We start from the raw sequence: 23397 nt of genomic DNA, 5'->3' as shown, positions 1-23397 counted from the left end.
TCAGCAGAGGATCAGTCTATTCTTCTGTTTCAGTGAGTTCCTTAAATAACTATTGCTGCTGACGCGGCGGCCTTTTTCCCCAGAATTGATAATAATCTGTCTTAATAAATCCATTAAACAGCTTTCTCTTTTTCGTTGCCTTTTTTCCAAATACAGTTTCAAACTCTTCGTCGGAAGTCAGCATATAAATAGACCATGTATCATATGGTGAAAGTGCTTGTCCCATTTCCCGGTACATTTTCTGAACATCAGGCTTGTCCCCAAGACGTTCACCATATGGGGGATTGCCAATGATGACTCCATACTCTTTTGTGGTTGTAAAATCTCTCACTTGCATTTGTTTGAATTGAACCAAATCACCCAAACCTGCTTCAAAAGCATTTTCTTCTGCCATTTTCACTAAGCGGTGATCAATATCAGAACCTGTAATATCAAGGGGCTGATCATATTTAGCCAGATCCTCTGACTCTTCTCGCACTTTGTCCCAAATATCCTGTGGTATCCAATCCCATTGCTCTGAAATAAACTCCCGGTTAAAGCCTGGAGCAATATTCTGTCCAATTAATGCCGCTTCAATAGGAATTGTGCCTGAACCGCAAAATGGATCAACAAATGGCTTATCTGCTGTCCAATTTGTAAGCATCACCAAAGCAGCTGCTAATGTTTCTTTAAGAGGGGCTTCACCTTGGTCAATTCTGTAGCCGCGTTTATGCAGTCCGCTTCCTGAGGCATCGATCGTCAAAAGAGCCACATCTTTGTGAAGAGCTACTTCAATTTTGAACATCGGCCCGTTTTCTTCCAGCCAGCCTGGAATTTTATAATGAGTTTTTAGGCGGTCCACAATTGCCTTCTTCACGATTGCCTGACAGTCAGATACACTAAAAAGCTTAGATTTAACAGACTTTCCTGAAACCGGGAAATTTGCGTTTGCCGGCAAATACCTTTCCCAAGGAATGCTTTTTGTTTTCTCAAACAGCTCATCAAAGCTTGTTGCTCTAAATTCTCCGATCTTGATTTTAATTCGGTCAGCTGTTCGAAGCCACATATTGCTTCTCGCAATTGCAGTTTCGTCACCTTTATAAGTTATTCTCCCATTCTCAACCTCGCACTCATAGCCAAGATCTCGCACTTCTTTTGCTACAATGGCTTCTAGACCCATTGCAGATGTAGCAATTAAATCATATTTCGTCATATTCTCACCCTAACATCATTTTCTCTGCAATTACATTCTATGTAAAATTCTTGAGATCGAATTTTATCTGCCAATTTTTAGTTACATACTGCAAGAAAGGCTCTCCTGTGTGGAGAGCCTTTATAATTATTCCCAAAAAAAATCGCAATAATAACGTTCTGTAAGCCATGTTTTGTACCATTGTACTGCAAACGACTTCAGTCTCGTACATAGGTGGTAATCATCTATCTACAAACATATATATGTTTGTCCTTCTCTTCGTTCATTTTCTCAGAGAAAGTGCCCCTACCATAATTTGGGTTTCTCGCTCGTGGGGTTTACCTCGTTCCACCCTTTTCATTTCTGAAAAGGCTACGTCACTGTGGCACTTTCAAGGTATTCACACCATATCAATGATTGACTTAGGTGTTTTCCCTGCCGTCAGCTTTGACACTGCCCTAGCTTATGACTTCGCTAGGCACGAACACTACCGGCATCTCAGCCAGTGCGAGCATGGACTTTCCTCTACAATAAAAATTGCAGCGATTACCCGAACGTTATTAATGACACAAATAGTATTATATGAAATATGTTATGCAATAGCAATGGTTTTTACAAGAAATCTAGAGAAATCCTGTCAATCGTACAGTTTGTTGCCAAAAACATGCTTTTCAAGATTCGAGAGACGTTTTAAAATATCAAAATTTGTTGTACCTGCAGTCTGCGGTGCAGCAGCACGTCTTGGTGTTTCCTCTGCCTGCTTTTTCAATCTCATATTTTCCTGCTGCAGTTCATCAATCATGGAGAAAAATGTTTCGTAATCCTTAATTATGACATCAAGGAATTTATCAACATCTTCTGGTTTATAACCTCTCATTGATGTTTTAAATTCTTTTTCCAATATATCCTTAGCACTTAAATTTAACTTTTGCTCCAACATCATCTTCACCTCAGTATATCGCCAATCATTCTTTATATTTTTTCAAATCTATAGTCTTTTGTCAATTTTAATCATAGCTGTCATGTGAATTCAGTTGTTCTTCTTCAACAAGCACTTGCAGATCATAGAAAGTGATTTGCCTGATCTCATAGTTCTCTGCATCGTCCTTTTGTTTTGCAGCCTCATATAAGAACTTCGGACTTCCTTCTTTTTCTGGATCATAAAATAAAACTAATGTATCGCTTTTTTCAACAACAAATTGATTTTTTAGCCTGAGCTGCTGCGGACCCTCATATGGTTTGTGAGATACCGATTCAATAAAATCAGCACCGGCAAGCACCGATTCATACCATTCTTTATTTTTATCACTCCAGTTTTGTTCTTGCTCGTAAAATGGCGTGATGACTGCGAGCTGCAGTTCATGATATCCTTCAAGCTGCAATTCAAAAACGACTTCAGCCGCCCATAGCTCTGTGCCAAGCTGTCCGCTGATTAAAACCCACTCTAAACCCTCATCTGCTAATTGCAATATATGCTTTTTAAGTGCCAACTTAATAAATTTAACGGAAGGGTGATCCATTTGAAAAATGCCAAGTTCAAACGGCTTGTACCCTGATACCATTGCAACCTTAGCCAAATAAAAAAGCTCCCTATTTAATCACCTGCCTGCAGCAGGGATTATGTATTGACTTTATTTTACCATAACATCACTTCTTTTTGATAAGAAAATTAATCGAAGTGTTTATCAGTCATGTACTTGTCTTTTAATTTTAAAACTTTATTTACTAACAGCAAGAGGAAGACCTGTTTTCATGAAATACAAAAAAGCTCTGGAATGATCTCCATCATTCCAAAGCTTTCAGCAAAAACCTTATTTACGGAAACCGAAACCAGGAGCGCCGAAACCTGGTCCTGGAGTACCGAAGCCTGGTCCTGGAGTGCCAAAACCTGGTCCTGGACCGCCAAATCCTGGTCCTGGAGCACCAAACCCTGGTCCTGGACCGCCAAATCCTGGAGCAGCTCCGAATCCTGGAACTGGACCTGGTCCTGCTACAAATTGCTGGTTCGTTACCTCGTTTACAGTAGAATGAGTTTGCGGGAAGTAATGAACGTGATCATAGTTAATATGGTTGACTGTAGTTGTATGAGTTGGATGAATATGTGGCACCACGTTGTTTTGGAATGTGTTGTTCACACAGCACTTCGTCGGATGCACAACTGCAGGTAAAACATTCGTTTTCTTTGGTCCGCAATGCATAAGTGAAGATCCCCTTTCATCATTTATATTTTATTTACATTAATAATCTATGATGAAGCCGGGTATCTTGTACTAATGAAAGAACCTAATTTAAACCCATTTTGCTATTATAACAAGCTATAAAAACTATCCTTCATGCCTGATAAAAGCAGAGCAGTAAAAATGATCACAGCAAAAAACAAGAATAAAATCGCTTTATACATACTGGCAGTTCACTCACTTTTCCAAGTTTACTCATTATACATATCATTTTACAGCCATTAAGATGTACAGACAACTAGGAAAATGTGGATAATAGAAGAAATTTGTCATTTTTTGTCCATAGAAATCAAAATCAATTGCTCTTTCGATAATTTTGCTTCCAGCCGGTCTAGGCGCTTCTGTATATTTTCATTATTAGGAATAGGGAATTGCTGCTTTGCACTAAGGAGCCTATTGGCTTTATATGCATATTTGCTTGCTTCAGTATAGTCTTTCTCTTTATGTTCGTAGAACTTAGCGATTTCTATACAGGCTGCAAACATTTGCTTTGGCTCACCGTATTCAGCAACCTCTTTCCAAAGGGACAGAGCTTTGTTCACATTCCCATTCTTTTTATACTGCTTTGCTAATTCATATTTCGCTTTAAACTTTTCTGGCTCATTGCCCTTCAGCAGCTTTTTAAATGCTAATTCTGCGGCAGCTGTTTCCCCAAGTGCAGCATACCACCTTCCAGTCTCATATGCAGCCTTCGCTGTTTGCTCCCTTTCAAATTGAAGCAGCTGAAACGATATGTGGGTATACAAACTGATTAGAGATAAGATATCGATTTCATTATGGCGAATAATTCCCAGCATGCCTTCAGGATTTTTACTTTCCAGAAAATCATAATAAATCATTGGAGCCAAGTATCCAGGGATATCATCTTGCCGCTGTACTCCAAGTATTTCTTTTTCTACAATAGATAGCTTCATGCGTTCAAGCTGATGCTTCCATATTCTTCTTGCACCATGATACAAATCAAAATGACCAAAAGGAGGCAGCTTAGGCACCTGGTCACGAATTAAAGTGTGCCGTGTTTTCACTTGAGGCCAGTCAAATGCCTTTCCGTTATATGTCACCATGGTTGTATAATCAACACTTGTTAAAAAGCTTTGGTATAGAGCGACCTCTGCACCCGGATGCGGGAGAACATGCTGTTTTACGATTACTTCATCTCCAGCTATGCTTGCATGCCCCAGCAAAAAGATTGTGTTGCCCGCTCCCCCTCCTAATCCTGTTGTCTCTGTATCAAAGAAAAAAAGATCACTTGGTTTATGACCAGCTGAGGAAAGAGGATGGTTTATATCTGTTTGATTCCAAGCTTCCACAGCATCAATAAACTCATTTAAGGTATACGTGCCATGCCTAGCATGAAGAGGATAACGCTTCTCTCTTACCAAACAATACGTTTGATCAAAATAAAAAGGAAAGAAACCTGCTTTTTCCCATTCCGATTGAAATGGAATCTCAGTTTCATTATGCAGACTTGACGACTTTATCGTTTCTTTTTTAGGCTGCTCTGTTCCAAGAAAAGGCTTAAGCCTATTAAGTTTATTTTTAAGACTCATATTTCTCACCGGTATGAATGGAATTGATCAAAGTAAACACATCTTTTTTAGCAGAGGAAGATGTAATATCCATCCCGATACAGGAAGGACACCCGCTTTCACACTGGCATCTTGTGATTAGTCCTTTTGTCTCGTTCATGATTTGTTCAATGTTATCAAAGATTTTTTCACTCAATCCGACACCTCCAGGATAACGATCATAAAAGAAGATGACAGGAAGCTGATTATGTGTTGCCTTTACCTCCGGCACTACATGAACATCCTGCGGGTCACACATCACAAATAGCGGAACAATATGCTTAATGGCATGTGAGAGTCCAATTAAGCTCTGTTCAAGGCGATTTTGATCACTTTGAAATAAGTTCTCCTGCAGTGAAATCCAAGTTGCATTTGTGTGAAGCTCTTCCTCTGGAAGCGTGATTGGACCTGAGCCTATGTTTTCATGTGTTTCGAACTTGATCTTTTTAAATATAGTAGCCATCGCTCTGACACTTACATCGCCATAACCGATTTCGCCATATCCTCCACTTCTGGATTTGTCCTGTTCTAGCACCTTTAGCTCTACCGCTAGATTGGCATCCGTAAAATAATCAGCGTTTACTTCTCTGACAAACGCCTTTTTTTCCTCCCAATCTAGAAGCTCTACTTGGAATTGTCTGCCTTGATGCAAGTATATGGCCTCATCATGAAGCAAGGTCATCGCTGAAAAACGGTCCATCTCACCAATAACCCTGACATTGGCAATATCGCTTTGATCAATAATCACGACATTTTCCTGTGATGCAGAACGGAGGCTGACATTATGTGCAGGAAAAGCATCATTCATCCAGTAATATTTATCTCCATTTTGATGCAGCACTCTTTCTTCCGCTAAATAATCAAGCACTTCATCTGCTTCAAAGCTGCCAAAAGTATCTCCAAGTTTAAATGGAAGTTCAAATGCAGCACATTTCATATGATCAATCAGAATCACGAGGTTGTTAGCATGAATACGAGCCGTTTCAGGACTTTTACTAAAAAAGTAATCTGGATTACTGATTACAAACTGATCAAGCGGGCTAGAGCTTGCCACCATGATGACTAGCGACTCCTCATGTCTCCTGCCTGCCCGTCCAGCCTGCTGCCATGAGCTCGCAATCGAACCGGGATATCCTGTCATAATACAAACCTGCAGCTGACCAATATCAACACCTAGTTCAAGGGCATTCGTACTGACAACACCGTAAATATCTCCAGAACGCAAACCTTTTTCTATTTCTCTTCTTTCGGTTGGCAAATAACCGCCGCGATATCCTCTAATCGCTTTAGGTCCAAGCTTATGTTTTACAAGTTCCTGCAGATACGTTAACAAAATTTCAACTCTTACCCTGCTTCTCGCAAAAACAATGGTTTGAATTTTATTTTTCAGCAGTGTCCCAGCCAGCTTCCGAACCTCCAGAGTTGCACTGCGTCTAATATTAAGCGGTATATTTACAACAGGCGGATTGTAAAAAACAAAGTGCTTCTTGCCGCTTGGCGCTCCATTATTATCTATAAGTTTTACTTTATTTTCAGTCAGCTCTTCGGCAAGCTCCTGCGGATTAGCAATAGTTGCAGATGTACATATAAAAATAGGGTCGCTTCCATAAAAACGGCAAATCCTTTTCAGCCGTCTAATCACATTAGCTACATGACTTCCAAAAACACCGCGATAAATATGCAGTTCGTCAATAACAACATATTTAAGGTTTTCAAATAGAGATACCCATTTTGTATGGTGAGGCAAAATGGCACTATGGAGCATATCGGGATTGGTAATAACCACATGACCTGCTTTTCGCACTTTTTGCCGTATCCCTGGAGACGTATCTCCGTCATATGTATAGCTGTTTATATTTAAGCCAGTTCCGGCAATCAATTCATTTATTTCTGTTTTCTGATCTTGTGCAAGTGCCTTCGTCGGAAACATATACAACGCTCTTGCATTTGAGTCATTTATAATGGTCTGAAGCACAGGCAGGTTATAGCATAGTGTTTTACCAGATGCTGTCGGGGTAACTGCAACAATGCTTCTTCCTTGCATCACTGCATCATATGCTGATTTTTGATGTGTATATAAATTAGAAATGCCTCTTTCCTGCAATGCCTTTTGAAGTGATGGATGCAAATCATCTGGAAGGTGGGTGGTCTTTGCTTCCTTCTCCTCAATTGTTTTCCAATGAACAATATTTTCATTGAATTGGCTCGAAGAATTTAAATCTTTTAGTATATCCTGCAAACTTTTTTTAAGTTTCATAGCACTCACCCCTCTCTCATCTATTTTAGCGAATAAACGTTCGTTGCAAAAGAGCTTAACCTAAAAAAATTATTTCCAGCAGGAAAAAAGGAAATTGCTTTCTTAAATAGTGAGACCATGAAGAAGTATTGAAGAATTTGAAATGGTAATGGACGGGAAAGCGGCAGCTAGTTTTTTCCTTTTTGCTCACCATTTATTGATCATAAATTCTATTGAAAAGTTCATTTAATAGACAAAAGAGCTGTCTTCTCACCTCTGACATTTTTGTTATGCTAATTATAGGGAAAACCAACAAAATCAAAAAGGTTTCTCTATAAGGAAGTGAAAAGAGATGGGAGAGTTCCTTACTCAATTTTCGGTTTTTAAACAGCTTAACGCGACGGAATTGAAAAAAATTAAAGAGATTTCGATCATAAGGGAAATGAATAAAGGCAGCCATGTTTTTATGCAAGGCGAACAACTGGAGAATGTTTATTTTATAAAAAGAGGACGCATTAAAATATATAAATGTGATAGCAGCGGGAAGGAACAGATTGTTAATATGCTGAAAGCAGGAGATATGTTTCCGCATGTTGGCTTTTTTAGAGGGGGACAGTATCCAGCCTTTGCAGAAGTCATAGAACAAGCTCAGCTTGTTGTCGTACCCAATACAAAATTTGAAAAAATTCTCATGACAAACCCTGAGCTTGCGGTCAAAATGTTAAAAGTGCTGGGTGAAAAAATAGTTGATCTACAGGAGAGACTGGAAGCGCAAGTTTTGGACAATTCTAATATGCAGCTTGTAAAACTGCTGATTATGCTCGCTAAAAAAGAAGGAAAATTGATCGATAAAGAGACTTACCTTCTTAAATTAAAAATGACAAATAAGGAAATCGCCCAAATGATTGGCACATCAAGAGAAACCATCAGCAGGACGTTAACCAAAATGAAAAAAGAAAACATCATCTTAGAGCATAGTACCGGAGGCATCATTATTGAACCAGATCGGCTCCTTGCAGCAATGGATAAATTTTAATGATTTGTGTAATGAGGGGAAGTTTTGTGGATAAAAGAGGGAGCTCTGCTGGATCGACCAATTTCGGCGGAGATACCCCTCTCTTTTTAACTACTCATCTCGGCTAGATCAGTCCCCTTCGGTCGTTTATTTCTCTTTTTAACTACCCACCTCGGCTAGATTCTCTGACTTCGGTGTTTAACCCACGCCCCCTGCCCTTTTATGAAAACCTATCAAACTACCGTTTCCAATGCTCTGGCATTTCAAGTCTTTTCGGAAGCAGGGTTTGTTTATTTCCTATAGCAGCATTCACCTGAGCCTGTGTCTGAAAGAAGCTATCTGTAAGATTTGCTCCACTTAGATCTGCATCACGCAAATCAGCACCTATCATATCTGTCACACGGAGATCAGCATTTCTTAGGTCAGCAGCGATTAGCAGGGCTCCGCGGAAACTCTTGCCTCTAAATTTTTTGCCCGACAGCTTGGCTCCTATAAATTCCATCCCTCTGACCTGCTGCTCTTGTCCATCTTTCGGAAGAAATTTAGAGCGTACCATCTTGCTTGTTTTCAGCAGCAGTTCGTTTACTGCAGCACGATGTTCATCTATATTTATCTTCACCAATTCATCTGGACCTAAAAAAGTGATTCTTTCAGTTTCAGACTGGACTTCTTTCAATGAGGAATGCAGTGAACGGTTTTCTACAAATGATAAGGCCTCTGTCACATACATTAACATTTCATGCAGCTGCTGCATGATTGGAAACACATGAAACATTTCATCTGCTAGGTCTCTATTTTCCCTCCAGTCTCTTCCTTTAAAGGTCACTTGTGAAACTTTTTGACCGGCTCCAAAACATTCGTATACAGCACAGCCCCGGAAATTGCTTCCCCGCAGATTTTCGTGAATGCTGCACAAAAAGTTACTCTGTAAATTCCGGCAGGGTGTACCTGCATTTTTGTTGTATGCAAAGTCAGCAGATTTCGCGTAAGGCAATGCTACACAGCAAAGCCCAAAACAATTCAGACAATCTGCTTTAAAATTAATTTCAGCTGCATTATTTAATACTGCTCTATCAGTCAATCCTGCCACTTCCCTCTTATCATTCCAAACAGCTTTTCTATCATCATATTAACATATTTTCACAGCTGTTGAAGACTGAATCCCTTATCATACAAAATCTAAAATAAAAGAGCGTGAGACAAAACTAAAATAACCACCTTAAAACACGAACAATCAGATTTCCTTAAAAATGTTAAAACAAAGACCGTTCCATTGCGCTGCGTACCCTCGCTTTCCGCGGGAGCAAGCTGAGCCTCCTCGTCACTCCGTTCCTGCGGGATCTCACCCTTTGCTCTTCAGCCCGCAGGAGTCGAGGGTCCTCCGCTCCATTTCACTCAAGCAAATAAAATATATTTTATAATTATAAAAAAACCGAATGATTAGAAAGATCTCCTTCCTAACCATTCGGTTCAATAAGAGTGTTAAATACTTATTTCCCAGCCTTCTTTCTTTTTATGATAAATTCAGCATTTCTTCCATATCCTCTTGGGCGGTTCCAATTAACTTTAAGCCAAATGTTTCCTGTAGAACATTCATTACTCCGTCAGAGATAAATTCCGGCGGTTTAGGTCCTATGCGGATATCTTGAATGCCTAAGCTGAAAAGTCCTAAAAGAATTGCAACTGCTTTTTGTTCAAACCAGGACAGCACAATGCTTACCGGCAGCTCATTCACTTCACATTCAAAAGCGTCTGCTAAAGCAAGGGCAATCTTCACTGTAGAACCAGAATTATTGCATTGCCCTAAATCAATGTATCTAGGAATATCTGTACCAGGCACAGTTCCATAATCGACATCATTAAATCTGAATTTCCCGCAGGAAGTTGTCAGAATAACTGTCTCAGGCGGAAGTGATGTTGCTAACTCACGATAATATTCTCCGCCCTTTCCTGGAGCATCACAGCCAGCTATGACAAAAAATCTTTTTATTTTGCCATCCTTCACTGCTGCAATGACTTCTGGTGCCAAACCTAAAACCGTTTCATGGTGGAAACCGGTTAAGAGTGTTTCATCAGAATCAATAGCCGCTTCTGGCAGCTCCAACGCTCTTTTGATAAGTGCGCTGAAGTCATCACCTTCTATTTTTTGAACATTTTCAAGACCCGTCACCTCATATGTGAACATCCGATCAGCATATGAGCCTTTAATCGGCATGACGCAGTTCGTAGTTGCTAATATAGCACCAGGGAATTTCTCAAATAGTCTTCGCTGATCATACCACGCCTTGCCAATATTCCCTTTAAGATGTGCAAACTTCTTTAAGGCAGGATAGCCATGAGCGGGAAGCATTTCAGAATGCGTATAAATATTAATGCCTAACCCTTCTGTTTGTTTAAGCAGTTCTTCTAATGCATACAAGTTATGCCCTGTGACTACGATGCATTTTCCTTCTATTTTATTTTGTGATACTCTAATAGGCTCTGGTATTCCCAGTTTTTTTGTATGTGCGACATCAAGCATTTCCATTACACGTACAGCTGATTGACCTACCTTCATCGCCATCTCTATATGCTCTTGCACATTAAAATTTGAATTCGTTAAAGTCATATAGAGTGCCTCGTGTGTGACTGTGTCTACATAAGGATCTGTACAGCCAAGCTGATTTGCGTGTGTTCGGTAAGCTGCAATCCCTTTCAGAGCAAATATAATGGTATCCTGCAAACTTGCAATATTTTCATCTTTTCCGCAAACCCCAACAATTTTGCAGCCTCCTGCTGGTGTTTGTTCACATTGATGACAGAACATAATCCTTCATCCCCCTTTAATGTAAAAATACCCTTACCGCGTTCACACCTATTCTTTGAGAAAAATAGGCATTGACGCTTCTGTCTTATTACCTTAGCTTAACGGGAATTTCATCTGTATATAGTGACGTAAATCACTTGATAGACAATTGTCACAAACTATTCATTTTTAAACTGAGCTTACTGAACCATTCCCAAGCTTTAGGCATACGATACAATAAGCAGAATTAAGTGCAAGGGAGGATGTCCGACTATGAGCGATAACAAGAAGAAAGTTCGCAATGAGCCTTTTGGTGACATAATGAAATCTATGAATCAATTTTTTCATGAGAAGCCGGTTAGAGGATTTATGCAAACGATGGATGACTTCTTTAAAAATCCATTCCCAGCTGCCCATTTTCATGTTGAGGTATCAGAAACGGATGATGCCCATATTATTTCAGCAGAACTGCCAGGCATAAATAAAGAACAAATTCAGCTTGATGTTCTCGATAATTATATTACTATTACAATCAACCAATTAGAGAGCCTCACCGAAGAAGATGAAAACCGGCAAATCACTAGAAGACATCAATCTTTCCAGCGTTCCAGCAGAACGATTCCGCTGCCGCAGCCTATTAACGAGAAAAAAGTGAAAGCAAACTATAAAAATGGGCTGCTGCAAATCAAAGTTCCTAAGCAAAAAGGGAAAACCATATTTTTAGAGGATTAAATGTAAAAAAAGCAAACAGCGTTTTAGCTGCTTGCTTTCGTTGTCTCCGGGCAATGATTAAAGTATATGATGAAGTTTTGAAGGTGTTCATACCATTCTATAAATAAATTACTAGCTGACCCATTCATCCCCCACTAGATTTTTTTCACCAATATGCACAGTATATGATAGCTCTTCCTTTTCAAACCTTTCAGCCATTGCCTCGCCGTTTAATTGTTTTCCTTGTTCAACTCCAGGATCTGCATCCTTTTTCATATATACATACGCTCCGCCAGCTGCAAACAGCAGGATTAATATGCCAAATACAATTTTATTTAACGTAACATTCTTCCAGCTCTGTGAACCATACCGCTTTCTTGTCGGCATAATCCGCGGGTCATGTCCAGTTTTTATCCAAGGTGTTCGCTGATAATCTGACTGAAATTTATTTTTCAAGCCGTTTGCTAGCAGACTAAAAGAAATGGTTGTCAAAAGCAGAACGGCGAGAGGGACATATAAAATATGTACATTGCCATAAATATTGCCTTGTGCCTGTCCTACAAGTCCCGCCAGTTCTTTTGTAACCGATAAATATATCGTAGGATCAAAACGCATAATGGTTCCTCCGACAAAAATATTCATCAATGCAAGCTGCCCCATAATCGTAATTACATAGACGACCTCTAAGATAAACATCACGAGCAAAGATTCCTTCAGCTGCGGAAAAATATGCTTCCAGATTAATCTGTTTCTCTTTGCACCAAGTGTTTTGGCGGCTTCAATATAGATCGATTTATTTACTTCTATTGTCTTCAATCTGACAGAAGAAGCAACACTCGGAATACTGATGATCGATGCAATGATTATAAAATATGCTACAAGTGTATCAGACCCTAACACGCTATTCACGCTGATAGGCATTAGAAAAAAATAAAGAATTAAGAATAATGGTATATAACTCCACGCTTTCTCGAAGGCAGTGATCATTGACGGCGTTTTTTTCATTGTTCCGGCATACAAGCCGATTAATGTGCCTCCCGCCATTTTAATTACAGTAACAGCCAGTGCAATAAAGACCGTGTAGCGAATTCCAAATAAGATCATAGAAAGAAGATCATATCCCCAGCGATCGGTTCCTAACAGGTAATCTTTATTCTCAAATGGTTCAAGCGGCGGTGCCAGAACCTTTCCATCCTGATACTGTGTTTCCAAGGTGACATTTAAAGAATGCGGTGCCATTATTGGACCGAAAATACATAAAAACAGGATGAATGTTACCAAAAAGATCCCTAGATAATAAGAGTAATTGATGCTCTTTAACTTATTCATATATAAAACCTCTTTTAAACAAAAAGAATACGAGTTTTACAGACAAAAACACGAGTAAAGAAATAATCAGCATGCATATTAATCCAACGGCAATTGGCTGGATTTCTGCGCTTTGAAAAATAAACTTCGTGATGCCCGGTACATTTAATATGTATTCAATAATAAATAAATTGCCGATCCCGAGTGAAATCACTTTTATAAGCTCAGCAGCAATGAATGGTTCAATATTTTTAAACACATGCTGAAAATTGATGTAATTTAACTTCATCCCTTTCGCAACTGCTGTACGAATGTAATCTTCTCCGCCGGTCTGATAATATTTCACTGCTATTAATTTAAATAAATAAACGGTTGGAGCAAAGCCTGCCAATATGATTGGAAACCATAGATTAAGTGCCCCTGCTTCAGGTCTCATCGAAATAATCCGAATTCCTGTCATTTTATAAAAATTCACAGCCAAGATCATTGACAACAATATGATGATAAAGTCAGGTATGGTCGCTAATATATTTAAAATGACACCAAAAACTCTAGTAATTTTAAACCTGCTGATAAAAATACCAAACACAATACTAGTGACAATGGCAGCATTGACTCCTATCAGCATTATGGAAAGGCTGGTAAAAAAATTATCACTGATATCCTGAGCTATTGATCTTTCCTGATAACCTAGCTGGTATGTACCTAAGCTGCCTTCCATTAAATTCGTAAAAAACTGCCCATAAACCTCTGGCAGCTGCTGAACATCCAGCTTGATCGATTGACTGTCTGGATCTACCATGATCATCATTGGCAAAGAAGCCAAAAAGATAATGAGCAGCAGGATGATGATGATCTGCTGGACAACTCGCCACATACGATTTCCTCCCTATCACTTCCTTTATATATTTTTTCACTATTCTAAAATAATTGTCAATAAAATTTTTTCCATATCCTTTTTCCTGATGAGGAAAATTACAATTAACAGGCTCTGTTAATTGTAATTTTAGCTAAGCTGAAATCATCTTTAGTATGGTTGGGGGTCTAATTGGCAAACTCCCTTTGGAACTTTCTCGTTCAGTAAATCTTTTCACGATATACTAATTCAACAACAAAAAAGTCCCAAAACGGGACTTTTTTCTTCATTATTTACACTTTAAACATTCCGCCCACACCTTTAACCATAGTGGATACCTGGTTTACAGCATTCATCATTTGCCCTGCTGTATCCATCATTTTATTAAAATCAAGCGAACCGTCTTGTCCTTTAAAGGAATTCATAATCGATTGAACACCCGAAGGTTTCTTTTGAATAAAAGACTGTTTTGGATAAGGATTTTGATAGGGATTTTGCTGCATATTGTAATTCTGGTTCTGATAGCTGTTTTCTTGCGGGAGATCGAGCGGATTTTGAAACACATTTGCATTTTGATTCATAAACCCTTGATGATTTTGATAATACCCTTGACCACCTGGCGGAAAGCCCATCCCGCCATTCGATTGCATGTCATATCCATTATATTGAAATGAAGGCGGCGGCTGAAATGACGTTAAGTATGGATTCATTCCTCCATAGTATGCTTGCTGAGGATAGGACTGATGATTTGATTGTCTGCTTTGAGACATATCAAAAGCTGATGATGCATAAGGATTAACATAATTCAATCTTGTACGATTATGGGGGTATTGGACTATTTGCCTTTTGCGTCCAAACATAAGCAGACTTCCTCCTTTTTTAGATCTATACTACAAAATATGATGAACCCGCCTAGCTGGTGATAAACTATTGAAAATCTTTGCTAATGAAAGGGACTGCACATGTCAAAAGATGAAGGTTTTTGTCGGAAGTTTAAATTTTGGAAAAACGAAGATATTTTTTATTCCGTGTTACCATATAGAAAACCTGCACCGTTATAAAACGGACAGATGCAGGAGTGTATCATATGCATGTAGACTTTTGAGGAGGGCACCAAATGATGATGAATATTCACGAGCTAAAACAGAAATTTCAGCAGCTTCGCGATTGTGATCCAGAGCATGTCAATGAATTATTAGATTTCTCAAAAAGAGCGTATATTCAAAATGAAATTTCCATTGAGGTGTATCGTGACCTCGTGCGAGAGCTAGAAGCCCTAGGAGCACAACTTCCTGATCATTTAGAGGACAACTCCCTCATTGGTTCTAATTAAATGACACTCATAAAGCTTACGTATTGTTTTTACAAAGCAAAGAGAGATCCATTTTGCCTGGATCTCTCTTTGCTTTTGCTGAATACTCTTCATCCAAGCTTGTCATTGTCTATTGCAAGAACAATCGTTTGAAGAACATATATTGATGAGCTGACTAAATTTTTGAATCTTGTTCTGCTTGTCTCAGGGAAAAAAGATTGAATGGATATTATTTCAATATGTTCATGGCATGAGTCAATTTGCTGTTCATCGATGTTTTTAGGTCTTTCTGTATGAATCCATTGAATGGCTGCATTTTTCCATTGATCATTTATTTCTTTGACTTCATCTGCAAAGGGTTTCACTTCATTATAAAAGTCGCCTTTTTCTCCACTGATTTTAATTTCTTTGTATTTTTCATCTGCTCTTTTGACATACTCAATCAGTTTTTCTGTTTGCTGCAAAAGATTTTGTTTTTCCACTATATATCACTCCACAAGAACGTGGCTGGGACGAATTAAACTAATCATACTAAAATGAAGAATCTTCTCAACATATTGTAACAATATTTATGTTGATAAATTAGTTAGCTGTATGGACAAGTATGTTCCATTACGCTGCAGACACTCGCTTTCCTCGGGGAGGAAGCTGAGCTTCTCGGCAAGCCTGCGGGGTCTCACCTTTTCCTCTATTTCCCGCAGGAGTCGAGTGCCCTCCGCTCCATTTCACGCGTTTTAAAAATAGTATTCAAACCAACAGAACTATAAACCAAACATTTAATAACAATGTAAAGCATTAATCTTTCGGTTAAATCATCTTTTGAACACTAATGTCCAGCCACTTACAGTATATGCCTTATTCTATGCAAATCAGTAGCCAAGTTCAAGTTTAAGGCTGCGGGTGTTAGTATAAGTTCCTTGGGCAGATGTATCTTTTATTAGCTTTTCTTCTAAATCATTCATTTTTCCGTAACATGAGATCATTTTCTCAGCCTGTTTGTTCATTAATTTTTTACGTGTACGAGCTGCATTTTTTTCCAGAAGTCCTTCCAGTTCATCCAGCTGTCCACAAATCTCAGAAAGCATTGTGAGGAGCTCTTCTTTTACCTTATCATTACTGTTCATTGTTTACCCTCCAATAACTTTAGCCTTTGACTATTACTTTTCGCTGATCTTCTTTTAAATCCTTGTACCATGACAAAACTAGAACTGATTCGGCAAAGAAAGAACTATTCCACCAAGATTAGCCTTCCATTTTCGACACATATTCTGTGTATGAAAGTAAGGGACTTGCACAAAATAATAGCGATGACAATTGTAAAAGCATAATAATGCTTCAGCAAAGCAGTTTGTCATAGCAATGTAATTCACGATAAAGCGAATAAACGGAGGTGTCAGGCATGGCAAAGCAGGAAAAGAAAAACAATATACAGCCCAAAAAACAAAATGAACAAAAAGCAGGATATGGCGACAAAAAACTAGAAGGTCCAGACCGTCCCTCTACATAATCGCCCTAACACTTGTAAGCAAGGAGATAAGACTCCTTGCTTATTTTTAATTACAAAAAATAAATCAGCGATTTTTATTCGTACTAAAAAAGCGAAGAAGAACATTCTTACATGCGTGTGCTAATTGGAGCTGCTCTTGTTTAGAAAAATACCATTCTGTTAGAGAATGTTGCATTGTAATTCCTTTATCTCGTTTGTACCATTGTGATTTTATTGCTGTGCTATTGCTCCAATCCTCAAATTGATGCCGATGATGCCTCACCAAAGGAAAAGTAAGCCGCAGCATTGGTGTTTTCCGATTATGTTTAAAGGGAATATATCTTTCGTAATCATGCCGGGAACCTGTATGTTCTGTTTTCAGGGCAAATTCAAGAAAATCAGCATAGTGTTCATTGCTGAACAAGACAGTGGCTAATGCTTTTCCCAATTCAATACGGTTACTGATATTTTTAAATCCATGCACACTTGCACCATAAAGTTCTCCGTAGATTGTAGGAAATAAGACAACACTGAAATGAAACCAATCCTGCAAGGAAAAGAGTAAGGTTCCAAAAACTTTTTCCCGGTATACACCATATTCAATAACAGGTCTTTGAATGACATTTTGTTCATTAATAATTAATGAAGTCATTAACCTCTGCAGATCTTGATGATGCCAATACAGCATCCATTCTTTTTCCATAAAGGAGGAAACATGAAAATTTCTCAATAAATGAAACAAAGGCTCCCCTATTTTCGTCGAATAATGATAGAGGAGAAGTTGCGGGTAGGCATCTTGAAATATTAGCCAATTTGCTCTTTCATACGTTAAAAACAATCTGCTCCGAAAATTTGCACTGAGGAGATCAGCAAAAAGGTCACCTTCTAAATCGCACATGTTCCAGCCGGCATTGCGAGAAACCATGCTTGCTAAAAACGCCCATTGAATGTCCTGGTGCTGCAAATAATAGTTCAAATAAGCATTTGTACGTGAAAGATTGTCTCTATTGTAAAAAGCAGTTTGATTGTTAATGGCTAAAATTATTTCTTGATGCTCTTTTCCGGAAGCTGGTCTTCTTTTTATCAGCATTACTTTTCCCCCAGCATAATGATTTATGAGGTTAGCGTTTGCTTAATAGGGCTATTTATTCACCAAAACCTTAAGTACATTTGGTATGATAGGTAGTAGTTTGTGAGGTGAATTACAATGAACTTCCATTATCCAAATGGAAAACGTTATGTGCCTGCTGTGAAAAAAACGGCAAGCCAGCCAGCTCAGAAAGAAAAAAAATGGTCTTACAGCAATAGAGGAATGACATTGGAGGAAGATATCAATCAATCAAATGAATACTATTTAACACATGGTATAGCCTGCATTCATAAAAAACCAACACCGCTGCAAATTGTACAGGTCGATTATCCAAGCAGAAGTGCAGCCGTTATTAAAGAAGCCTATTTCAAACAGGCATCAACTACTGATTATAACGGCGTATATAAGGGAAAATATATTGATTTTGAAGCAAAGGAAACGCAAAATACAACTTCGTTTCCGCTTAAAAACTTTCACGAGCACCAAATTAACCATATGAAAAAGGTGTTAAATCAAAGGGGCATCTGCTTTGTTTTGCTTCGCTTCTCTCAAACCAACGAAGTATTCCTGCTGGATGCACTCTATTTGCTTGAATTTTGGGACAGAATGGTAAATGGTGGGAGAAAATCCATAAGAAAAGATGAGATTGCAGAAAAAGGCCATTCCATTCCGCTTGGCTTTCAACCAACAATTGACTATATTAAAATAATAGATTATATTTATAACCTTTAATAGGAAGAAAAGCTGAGACGTATCGTTTTGCTCTGACATCCATATGACTTGAGCAGGACCATAATAAGACGAATACATGAATGTTCTTATAAAGTACATTTGGCTTTTGTAAGAAAGGATGAACATATATGGCAGAGAAATTCCAATCAAGGGAGGAGCGCCGAAAAGAGCTTGCCTCCAAGCCAAAAAACAAGGGCAAAAAGAAATCCAAAAACATCTTTAAAAGGATTTTTCTTACTTTAATTGTTCTTGGCATTGTCGGAATGATTGCTGGTGCTGCTACTTTTGCATTTATGGTAAAGGATACACCGCCACTTGATGAATCCGCCTTAAAGGATCCAATTCCTTCTGAAATCTTTGATAGTGAAGGAAATACAATCGCTAAAGTTGGTTCAGGAAAATTGGATTATGTGAATTACGAGGATATTCCTGATTTAGTAGAAAACGCATTTCTTGCGACTGAAGATGTCCGATTTTATAAACACAATGGTATGGACTTAATCCGCTTAGGCGGAGCTGTGATTGCCAACGTTACTGATGGCTTTGGATCAGAAGGTGCAAGTACCATTACACAGCAGGTTGTTAAAAATTCATTCTTAAATAATGAAAAGACAATCAGCAGGAAAGCACAGGAAGCATGGCTTGCCTTCCAGCTGGAGCGCAAATATACAAAACAGGAAATTTTTGAAATGTATGTGAATAAAATTTGGATGTCACAAGGAAGCCATGGTGTTTTGACTGCATCCAAGATTTATTTTGGAAAAGAATTAAATGAACTTGAACTCCATGAAGCGGCAATGCTGGCCGGAATGCCGCAGAGTCCTGAGAATTACAATCCTTTTAAACATCCAGACAGAGCTGAACAGCGCCGCAATATCGTTCTATCGCTGATGAATCAGCATGGATTTATAACGGAAGAAGAAATGAAAGCGGCACAGGAGATTCCGGTAGAAAGCTCCCTTGTACCGGAGGACCAAAGAGAAACAGATGACATGCCTTACGATTCATTTGTTGATGTTGTGATTGATGAAGTGGAAGACAAATATCCTGATTTAGATATTTTCTCTGACGGCTTAAAAATTTACACGACACTGGATGTAAATGCACAGAAGCATGTTGAAGGATTGCTGAATGGAAATGATGTTATTCAATATCCAGATGACGAATTTCAGGCAGGAATTACCTTGCTTGATACGAAAACTGGGCAAATTAAAGCGATTGGCGGAGGAAGAAATCTGGAAGTCAAACGCGGATTTAACTATGCTGTCGATTTAAGAAGGCATGCAGGTTCTACTTTTAAACCAATCGTTGACTATGGCCCTGTCATTGAAAACGAACAATGGGGCACATATCAAACGATTGTGGATGAACCATACACATATTCAGGCGGCACAGCTATAAATAACTGGGATAATCGCCATATGGGACCAATGTCCATGCGTGAAGCTCTCGCCCGCTCCCGTAATATCCCTGCTTTAAAGGCATTACAGGAAGTAGGACTTGATCAATCGAAGGAATTTGCAAATAAGCTGGGCATTCCTATTGAAACGATGCTTGAATCGTATTCGATTGGTGCTTTTGAAGTTTCACCGCTGCAGATGGCAGGAGCTTATAGTGCTTTTGGCAACAATGGATTCTATACAGAACCATATTCTGTTAAGGAAATTGAAATGCGTGATGGAACAAAGATTGACGCAAAACCTGAAGCTGAAGTCGTTATGAAAGACTATACGGCATTCATGATCAGCGATATGCTGAAAAGTGTTGTCAATTCTTCTTACGGCACAGGCCGTGAAGCAAACGTTCCCGGATTGCCTGTCGCAGGTAAAACAGGGACAACAAACTATACTGCTGAAGAAATTCGTGAGTATGGAGTAACCAATGGCGGTGTACCTGATGCCTGGTTCGCTGGTTACACAACCAATTACACAGCAGCTATTTGGACAGGATATACTGAAAGAAAGAACTTTATTAAAGCTGGCAATGACCAAAGAATTGCGCAGCAGCTGTTCCGCAATGTAATGAGTTATGTCTCTGAAGGCATAGAAACACCTGATTTTGAACAGCCAAGCAGCGTTGAACAAGTACAAATTGAAAAAGGAAGTAATCCTGCGAAGCTTGCGAGTGACTATACACCGGAAAGTCAAATCATAAATGAATATGCAGTCAAAGGTTTTGCTCCAGATGCTGTATCTGATCGATTTGAAAAGCTAAACGCACCAAGTGAACTACAGGCGCAGTATGATCCTGAAACCAATCAAGTTAATGTTGCATGGTCATATCCTGATGATCTTGACGGAGTACAGTTCGATATATCAGTCTCTTTAAATGAAGGAGCTGAGCAGCAGCTCGGGACGATGAGTGACACGTCGTTAACCCTTCAAGACATTGAACCAGGCTCCATTTATCGCTTTACCGTAAGAGCTATACGAGGTTCCCTGCAAAGTGATCCTGCCACAGCCAGCGTTGAAATTCCACAGGCCGATGATAATGAAGAAGATCAGGGATCAGAGAATGATGGTGAAAACCCTGGAAACGGTAATGGCAATGGGAATGGAAATGGTAACGGGAATGGCAATAACAATGGAAACGGGAACGGCAACGGGAATGGAAATGGTAACGGGAATGATTCTGGCAATGAAGATGGCAGTGATGAAGGATCCGGAAACGGTGAAGACGAAGATCAAAACGGATCTGATAATGAAGATGGAGACGGAGAAAATTCTGGCGACTCTGATGGCGGCGGAGATGAAGGCTCCAATAATCAGCAAGGAAGCAATAGCGGCGGTGGACAATAACTCTCCTCTATTCAAAAAGAAAAGCGCTCAATTTGAGCGCTTTTTCTTTTTATATTTCGGCTAACACGGTTATGAAGATGCTATTTGCTCTTCCCTTTTACTGCCAGCATTTTAAAGTATTGTTTCTCCAATTCTCCTATTAACTCACAAAGCTGAACAAATGAATGATAGAGCACTGGCCTTATGAGGATAAATTGAATTCTTTCTGTACTGTTAACCGGATGTATTTTCCATTCATCAAAATGACCTATATTACCTAAATCCACTGTCTTTCCATTCATCCAGTGTATCCATTGGATCGCAAATGCTATTCCGTATTTCATTTGCTCCTCTGCTCCCTCAAACTGGCGCTTTTCAAACTTAACAGCCAATAATTCTTTGATGGATCTCCATTGCTTTAGCATCATTGGAATATAGATGTCCACTTGCTCTGGCGGATAAAGTTTAGAGTAGTTTTTTAAGTACAGAATGTCCGCCAAAAAAGGCACCGTGAGATCTGCAGGTGAAGTGTCTTGTCTAATTGCAATCATTGTGCCTTTTTTATAAAAAGAACCGTGGCAAAAATGCTGAGGAACATCAATCATGAGATCAGCCACTTGCTTGAGCTGCTTTCATTCTTTTTTTGCCTTCACGGCACATCTCTAATAATGGGCATTCTGGACATTGGGGGTTTTGTGCCTTGCAATGATAGCGCCCAAAGAAAATGAGCCGGTGATGTGTAACAGACCATTCTTCTTCAGGAACTTTCCTCATTAATGTTTTTTCAACCTCAAGTACAGAGTCTTTCCATCTGCAAAAAGCTAATCTTTTGCTGACTCTTTCAACATGTGTATCCACAGCAATCGCTGGAACTCCGAAAGCAACAGACATAACTACATTTGCTGTTTTTCTGCCGACACCAGGAAGCTCAACAAGCTCATCTCTTGTCTTTGGCACAGTTCCATTATATTCATCAATTAACATTCGGCATAGCTTCTGAATATTTTTCGCCTTATTGCGGTACAAACCAATGGAACGAATATCCTGCTGCAACTCTTCCAAAGATACCTGCAGATAATCCTCAGGAGTTTTGTATTTTTTAAATAAGTTTTTCGTTACTTTATTTACAAGCACATCCGTACATTGTGCAGAAAGAGCCACGGCTATGACAAGTTCAAATGGGTTTTCATGAACAAGTTCACAATGTGCTTCTGGAAACATTTCACCTATTGTGTCTAAACAGTATCTAATATCTGTTTTATTTAACATAAACCTCACCACTTAGTTTCTTTGTACGTTATTGCTCAAGCCAGTTATAAAAAGGCACTGACTTTGCCTGTGAAGATGAATCTTTGTCAGGGCGGCTTGCCTGCTGCTGGTTTTGCCTGAATTTTTTCCCATAGCTTTTCGCCTGCTCGATGGTTTTAATGCCATTGCGCTTCCATTCAAACAATATGCGATCAATATATCTAAAATTAAGCTTTCCAGACATCACCGCTTCTCTTAAAGCCGCTTTAATAATATGGGGATCATGATGATCATCGTCCAGCCATAATGTTAAAGACTCAATTTCAAATGGAGACAAAGGACGGCCAAATTCTCTTTCAAAACATGTATATAAGTCTGTTTCATCCTGCTGATGTTTTAACTGACTCTCTCTTTTTTCCTTATGCAGAAAGAGATCAATCAGTTTGCCCCAAAGCGGTTCAATATCATATTTTTCAAAGCGGATTCCATCTCTTGTTATTTCCTCTTTTATTTTAATACAGCCCTTTTGAATGAGTCTTCTCAATTGATCTGTACATTCTGAAACGGAAATTGTCATTCTTGAAGATAACTCAACAGGGGTAGGAAAATCATTGCCTTTTTCAATAAATGAAATGACTTGGAGAATTAACACTAATTCACATTCGTTTAAGTTTAAGTCTTTATAATTGGAAAGCAGGACATCAGGAACACTTATGTTACCTTCCTGAAGCCATTTTAATAAATGTTCTTTCGCCATGAATTGGACACCTCCCTTTTAGTATATCATGAAGAATTACATACTGGGTGTTAGAAATAAAGGTAAGTTTTTTCAGCAAGGTCTGTAAAAAATGAAAAATCCGCATTG

General features: G+C 38.9%; 22 protein-coding genes and 1 other RNA gene. 5 read left to right on the top strand and 18 right to left on the bottom strand.

What is annotated here, in order from left to right; genetic code table 11:
- Positions 1–49 precede the first annotated feature (49 nt).
- The 7 genes from A6754_RS09570 to A6754_RS09540 all read right to left on the bottom strand — a co-directional run bounded on the left by A6754_RS09570 (position 50) and on the right by A6754_RS09540 (position 7233).
- Positions 50–1192, bottom strand: coding sequence for a THUMP domain-containing class I SAM-dependent RNA methyltransferase (locus A6754_RS09570; RefSeq protein WP_066444326.1), 1143 nt, complete (start codon positions 1190–1192; stop codon positions 50–52).
- 156 nt (positions 1193–1348) lie between these two features.
- An RNA gene (gene rnpB / locus A6754_RS09565) (RNase P RNA component class B) lies at positions 1349–1729 on the bottom strand.
- Between the two features lie 79 nt (positions 1730–1808).
- Entirely contained in the window at positions 1809–2111 is a 303-nt protein-coding gene (gpsB, locus tag A6754_RS09560) for a cell division regulator GpsB (RefSeq protein ID WP_066444324.1), read from the bottom strand.
- A 67-nt stretch (positions 2112–2178) separates the two neighbouring features.
- Complete coding sequence (locus A6754_RS09555; RefSeq protein WP_066451536.1) at positions 2179–2733, bottom strand: SLOG family protein; 555 nt, start codon at positions 2731–2733, stop codon at positions 2179–2181.
- Positions 2734–2982: 249 nt separating this feature from the next.
- Positions 2983–3369: a CotD family spore coat protein gene (locus A6754_RS09550; RefSeq protein WP_066444322.1), complete on the bottom strand. Its 387-nt coding sequence runs from the start codon at positions 3367–3369 to the stop codon at positions 2983–2985.
- Between the two features lie 308 nt (positions 3370–3677).
- The gene (locus A6754_RS09545) at positions 3678–4958 is read right to left on the bottom strand and encodes a ribonuclease H-like domain-containing protein (protein WP_066444319.1); all 1281 of its coding nucleotides are present in this window, start codon (positions 4956–4958) and stop codon (positions 3678–3680) included.
- Positions 4948–7233, bottom strand: a complete 2286-nt coding sequence (locus A6754_RS09540) for a DEAD/DEAH box helicase (RefSeq protein ID WP_066444316.1) — start codon at positions 7231–7233, stop codon at positions 4948–4950. Before A6754_RS09540 ends, A6754_RS09545 begins: the two co-directional genes overlap by 11 nt.
- A gap of 331 nt (positions 7234–7564) precedes the next feature.
- Here A6754_RS09540 and A6754_RS09535 point away from each other — a divergent pair, with 331 nt between their 5' ends.
- A complete protein-coding gene (locus A6754_RS09535; RefSeq protein ID WP_066444313.1) occupies positions 7565–8248 on the top strand; it encodes a Crp/Fnr family transcriptional regulator in 684 nt (227 codons plus the stop codon).
- A gap of 217 nt (positions 8249–8465) precedes the next feature.
- Here the strand turns inward: A6754_RS09535 and A6754_RS09530 are convergent, their stop codons facing one another.
- Together A6754_RS09530 and hcp are read right to left on the bottom strand one after the other, a co-directional pair.
- Positions 8466–9308, bottom strand: coding sequence for a pentapeptide repeat-containing protein (locus tag A6754_RS09530; protein ID WP_066444311.1), 843 nt, complete (start codon positions 9306–9308; stop codon positions 8466–8468).
- Between the two features lie 432 nt (positions 9309–9740).
- A complete protein-coding gene (gene hcp, locus A6754_RS09525) occupies positions 9741–11033 on the bottom strand; it encodes a hydroxylamine reductase (RefSeq protein WP_066444309.1) in 1293 nt (430 codons plus the stop codon).
- Between the two features lie 252 nt (positions 11034–11285).
- Between hcp and A6754_RS09520 the strand changes: the two genes are divergently transcribed.
- Entirely contained in the window at positions 11286–11744 is a 459-nt protein-coding gene (locus tag A6754_RS09520) for an Hsp20/alpha crystallin family protein (RefSeq protein WP_066444308.1), read from the top strand.
- 111 nt (positions 11745–11855) lie between these two features.
- On the opposite strand, the gene A6754_RS09515 is transcribed toward A6754_RS09520, so the two are convergent.
- The 3 genes from A6754_RS09515 to A6754_RS09505 form a co-directional block, all read right to left on the bottom strand.
- Positions 11856–13052 carry an ABC transporter permease gene (locus A6754_RS09515; RefSeq protein WP_066444306.1) on the bottom strand — a complete coding sequence of 399 codons (1197 nt, stop codon included), beginning with the start codon at positions 13050–13052 and terminating at the stop codon, positions 11856–11858.
- A complete protein-coding gene (locus A6754_RS09510) occupies positions 13045–13908 on the bottom strand; it encodes an ABC transporter permease subunit (protein ID WP_066444304.1) in 864 nt (287 codons plus the stop codon). Before A6754_RS09510 ends, A6754_RS09515 begins: the two co-directional genes overlap by 8 nt.
- A 272-nt stretch (positions 13909–14180) precedes the next feature.
- Positions 14181–14747, bottom strand: a complete 567-nt coding sequence (locus tag A6754_RS09505; RefSeq protein ID WP_066444302.1) for a YppG family protein — start codon at positions 14745–14747, stop codon at positions 14181–14183.
- Between the two features lie 263 nt (positions 14748–15010).
- Here A6754_RS09505 and A6754_RS09500 point away from each other — a divergent pair, with 263 nt between their 5' ends.
- Positions 15011–15220, top strand: a complete 210-nt coding sequence (locus A6754_RS09500) for a YppF family protein (RefSeq protein ID WP_066451534.1) — start codon at positions 15011–15013, stop codon at positions 15218–15220.
- An 89-nt stretch (positions 15221–15309) separates the two neighbouring features.
- Here A6754_RS09500 and A6754_RS09495 read toward each other — a convergent pair whose 3' ends face one another.
- From A6754_RS09495 to A6754_RS09485, 3 genes are all read right to left on the bottom strand, one after another.
- Positions 15310–15681 carry a YppE family protein gene (locus tag A6754_RS09495; protein WP_257297434.1) on the bottom strand — a complete coding sequence of 124 codons (372 nt, stop codon included), beginning with the start codon at positions 15679–15681 and terminating at the stop codon, positions 15310–15312.
- A gap of 387 nt (positions 15682–16068) precedes the next feature.
- Positions 16069–16323: a hypothetical protein gene (locus A6754_RS09490; protein WP_066444290.1), complete on the bottom strand. Its 255-nt coding sequence runs from the start codon at positions 16321–16323 to the stop codon at positions 16069–16071.
- Positions 16324–16770: 447 nt separating this feature from the next.
- On the bottom strand, positions 16771–17775 hold the full coding sequence (locus A6754_RS09485) for a DUF2515 family protein (protein ID WP_066444287.1): 1005 nt from the start codon (positions 17773–17775) through the stop codon (positions 16771–16773).
- A 117-nt stretch (positions 17776–17892) separates the two neighbouring features.
- On the opposite strand from A6754_RS09485, the gene recU reads away from it, so the two are divergent.
- Both recU and A6754_RS09475 read left to right on the top strand, forming a co-directional pair.
- The gene (recU, locus tag A6754_RS09480) at positions 17893–18507 is read left to right on the top strand and encodes a Holliday junction resolvase RecU (protein WP_066444284.1); all 615 of its coding nucleotides are present in this window, start codon (positions 17893–17895) and stop codon (positions 18505–18507) included.
- A 128-nt stretch (positions 18508–18635) separates the two neighbouring features.
- Positions 18636–21305 (top strand): penicillin-binding protein 1A, encoded by a 2670-nt coding sequence (locus A6754_RS09475; protein ID WP_066444281.1) that lies wholly within the window; start codon positions 18636–18638, stop codon positions 21303–21305.
- 80 nt (positions 21306–21385) lie between these two features.
- Here A6754_RS09475 and A6754_RS09470 read toward each other — a convergent pair whose 3' ends face one another.
- The 3 genes from A6754_RS09470 to A6754_RS09460 are packed head-to-tail and all read right to left on the bottom strand — an operon-like array spanning position 21386 to position 23289.
- Positions 21386–21901: a YpoC family protein gene (locus A6754_RS09470; protein WP_156495739.1), complete on the bottom strand. Its 516-nt coding sequence runs from the start codon at positions 21899–21901 to the stop codon at positions 21386–21388.
- On the bottom strand, positions 21894–22553 hold the full coding sequence (gene nth / locus A6754_RS09465) for an endonuclease III (protein ID WP_066444271.1): 660 nt from the start codon (positions 22551–22553) through the stop codon (positions 21894–21896). Before nth ends, A6754_RS09470 begins: the two co-directional genes overlap by 8 nt.
- Positions 22554–22581: 28 nt before the next feature.
- Positions 22582–23289 (bottom strand): DnaD domain-containing protein, encoded by a 708-nt coding sequence (locus A6754_RS09460; protein WP_066444269.1) that lies wholly within the window; start codon positions 23287–23289, stop codon positions 22582–22584.
- Between the last annotated feature and the right edge of the window lie 108 nt (positions 23290–23397).

It is taken from the genome of Cytobacillus gottheilii, assembly GCF_001636345.1.
GTDB lineage: Bacteria > Bacillota > Bacilli > Bacillales > Cytobacillaceae > Cytobacillus > Cytobacillus gottheilii.
The sequence above is the reverse complement of the archived record's forward strand: the minus strand, read 5'-3'. Positions and strand labels throughout refer to the sequence as shown.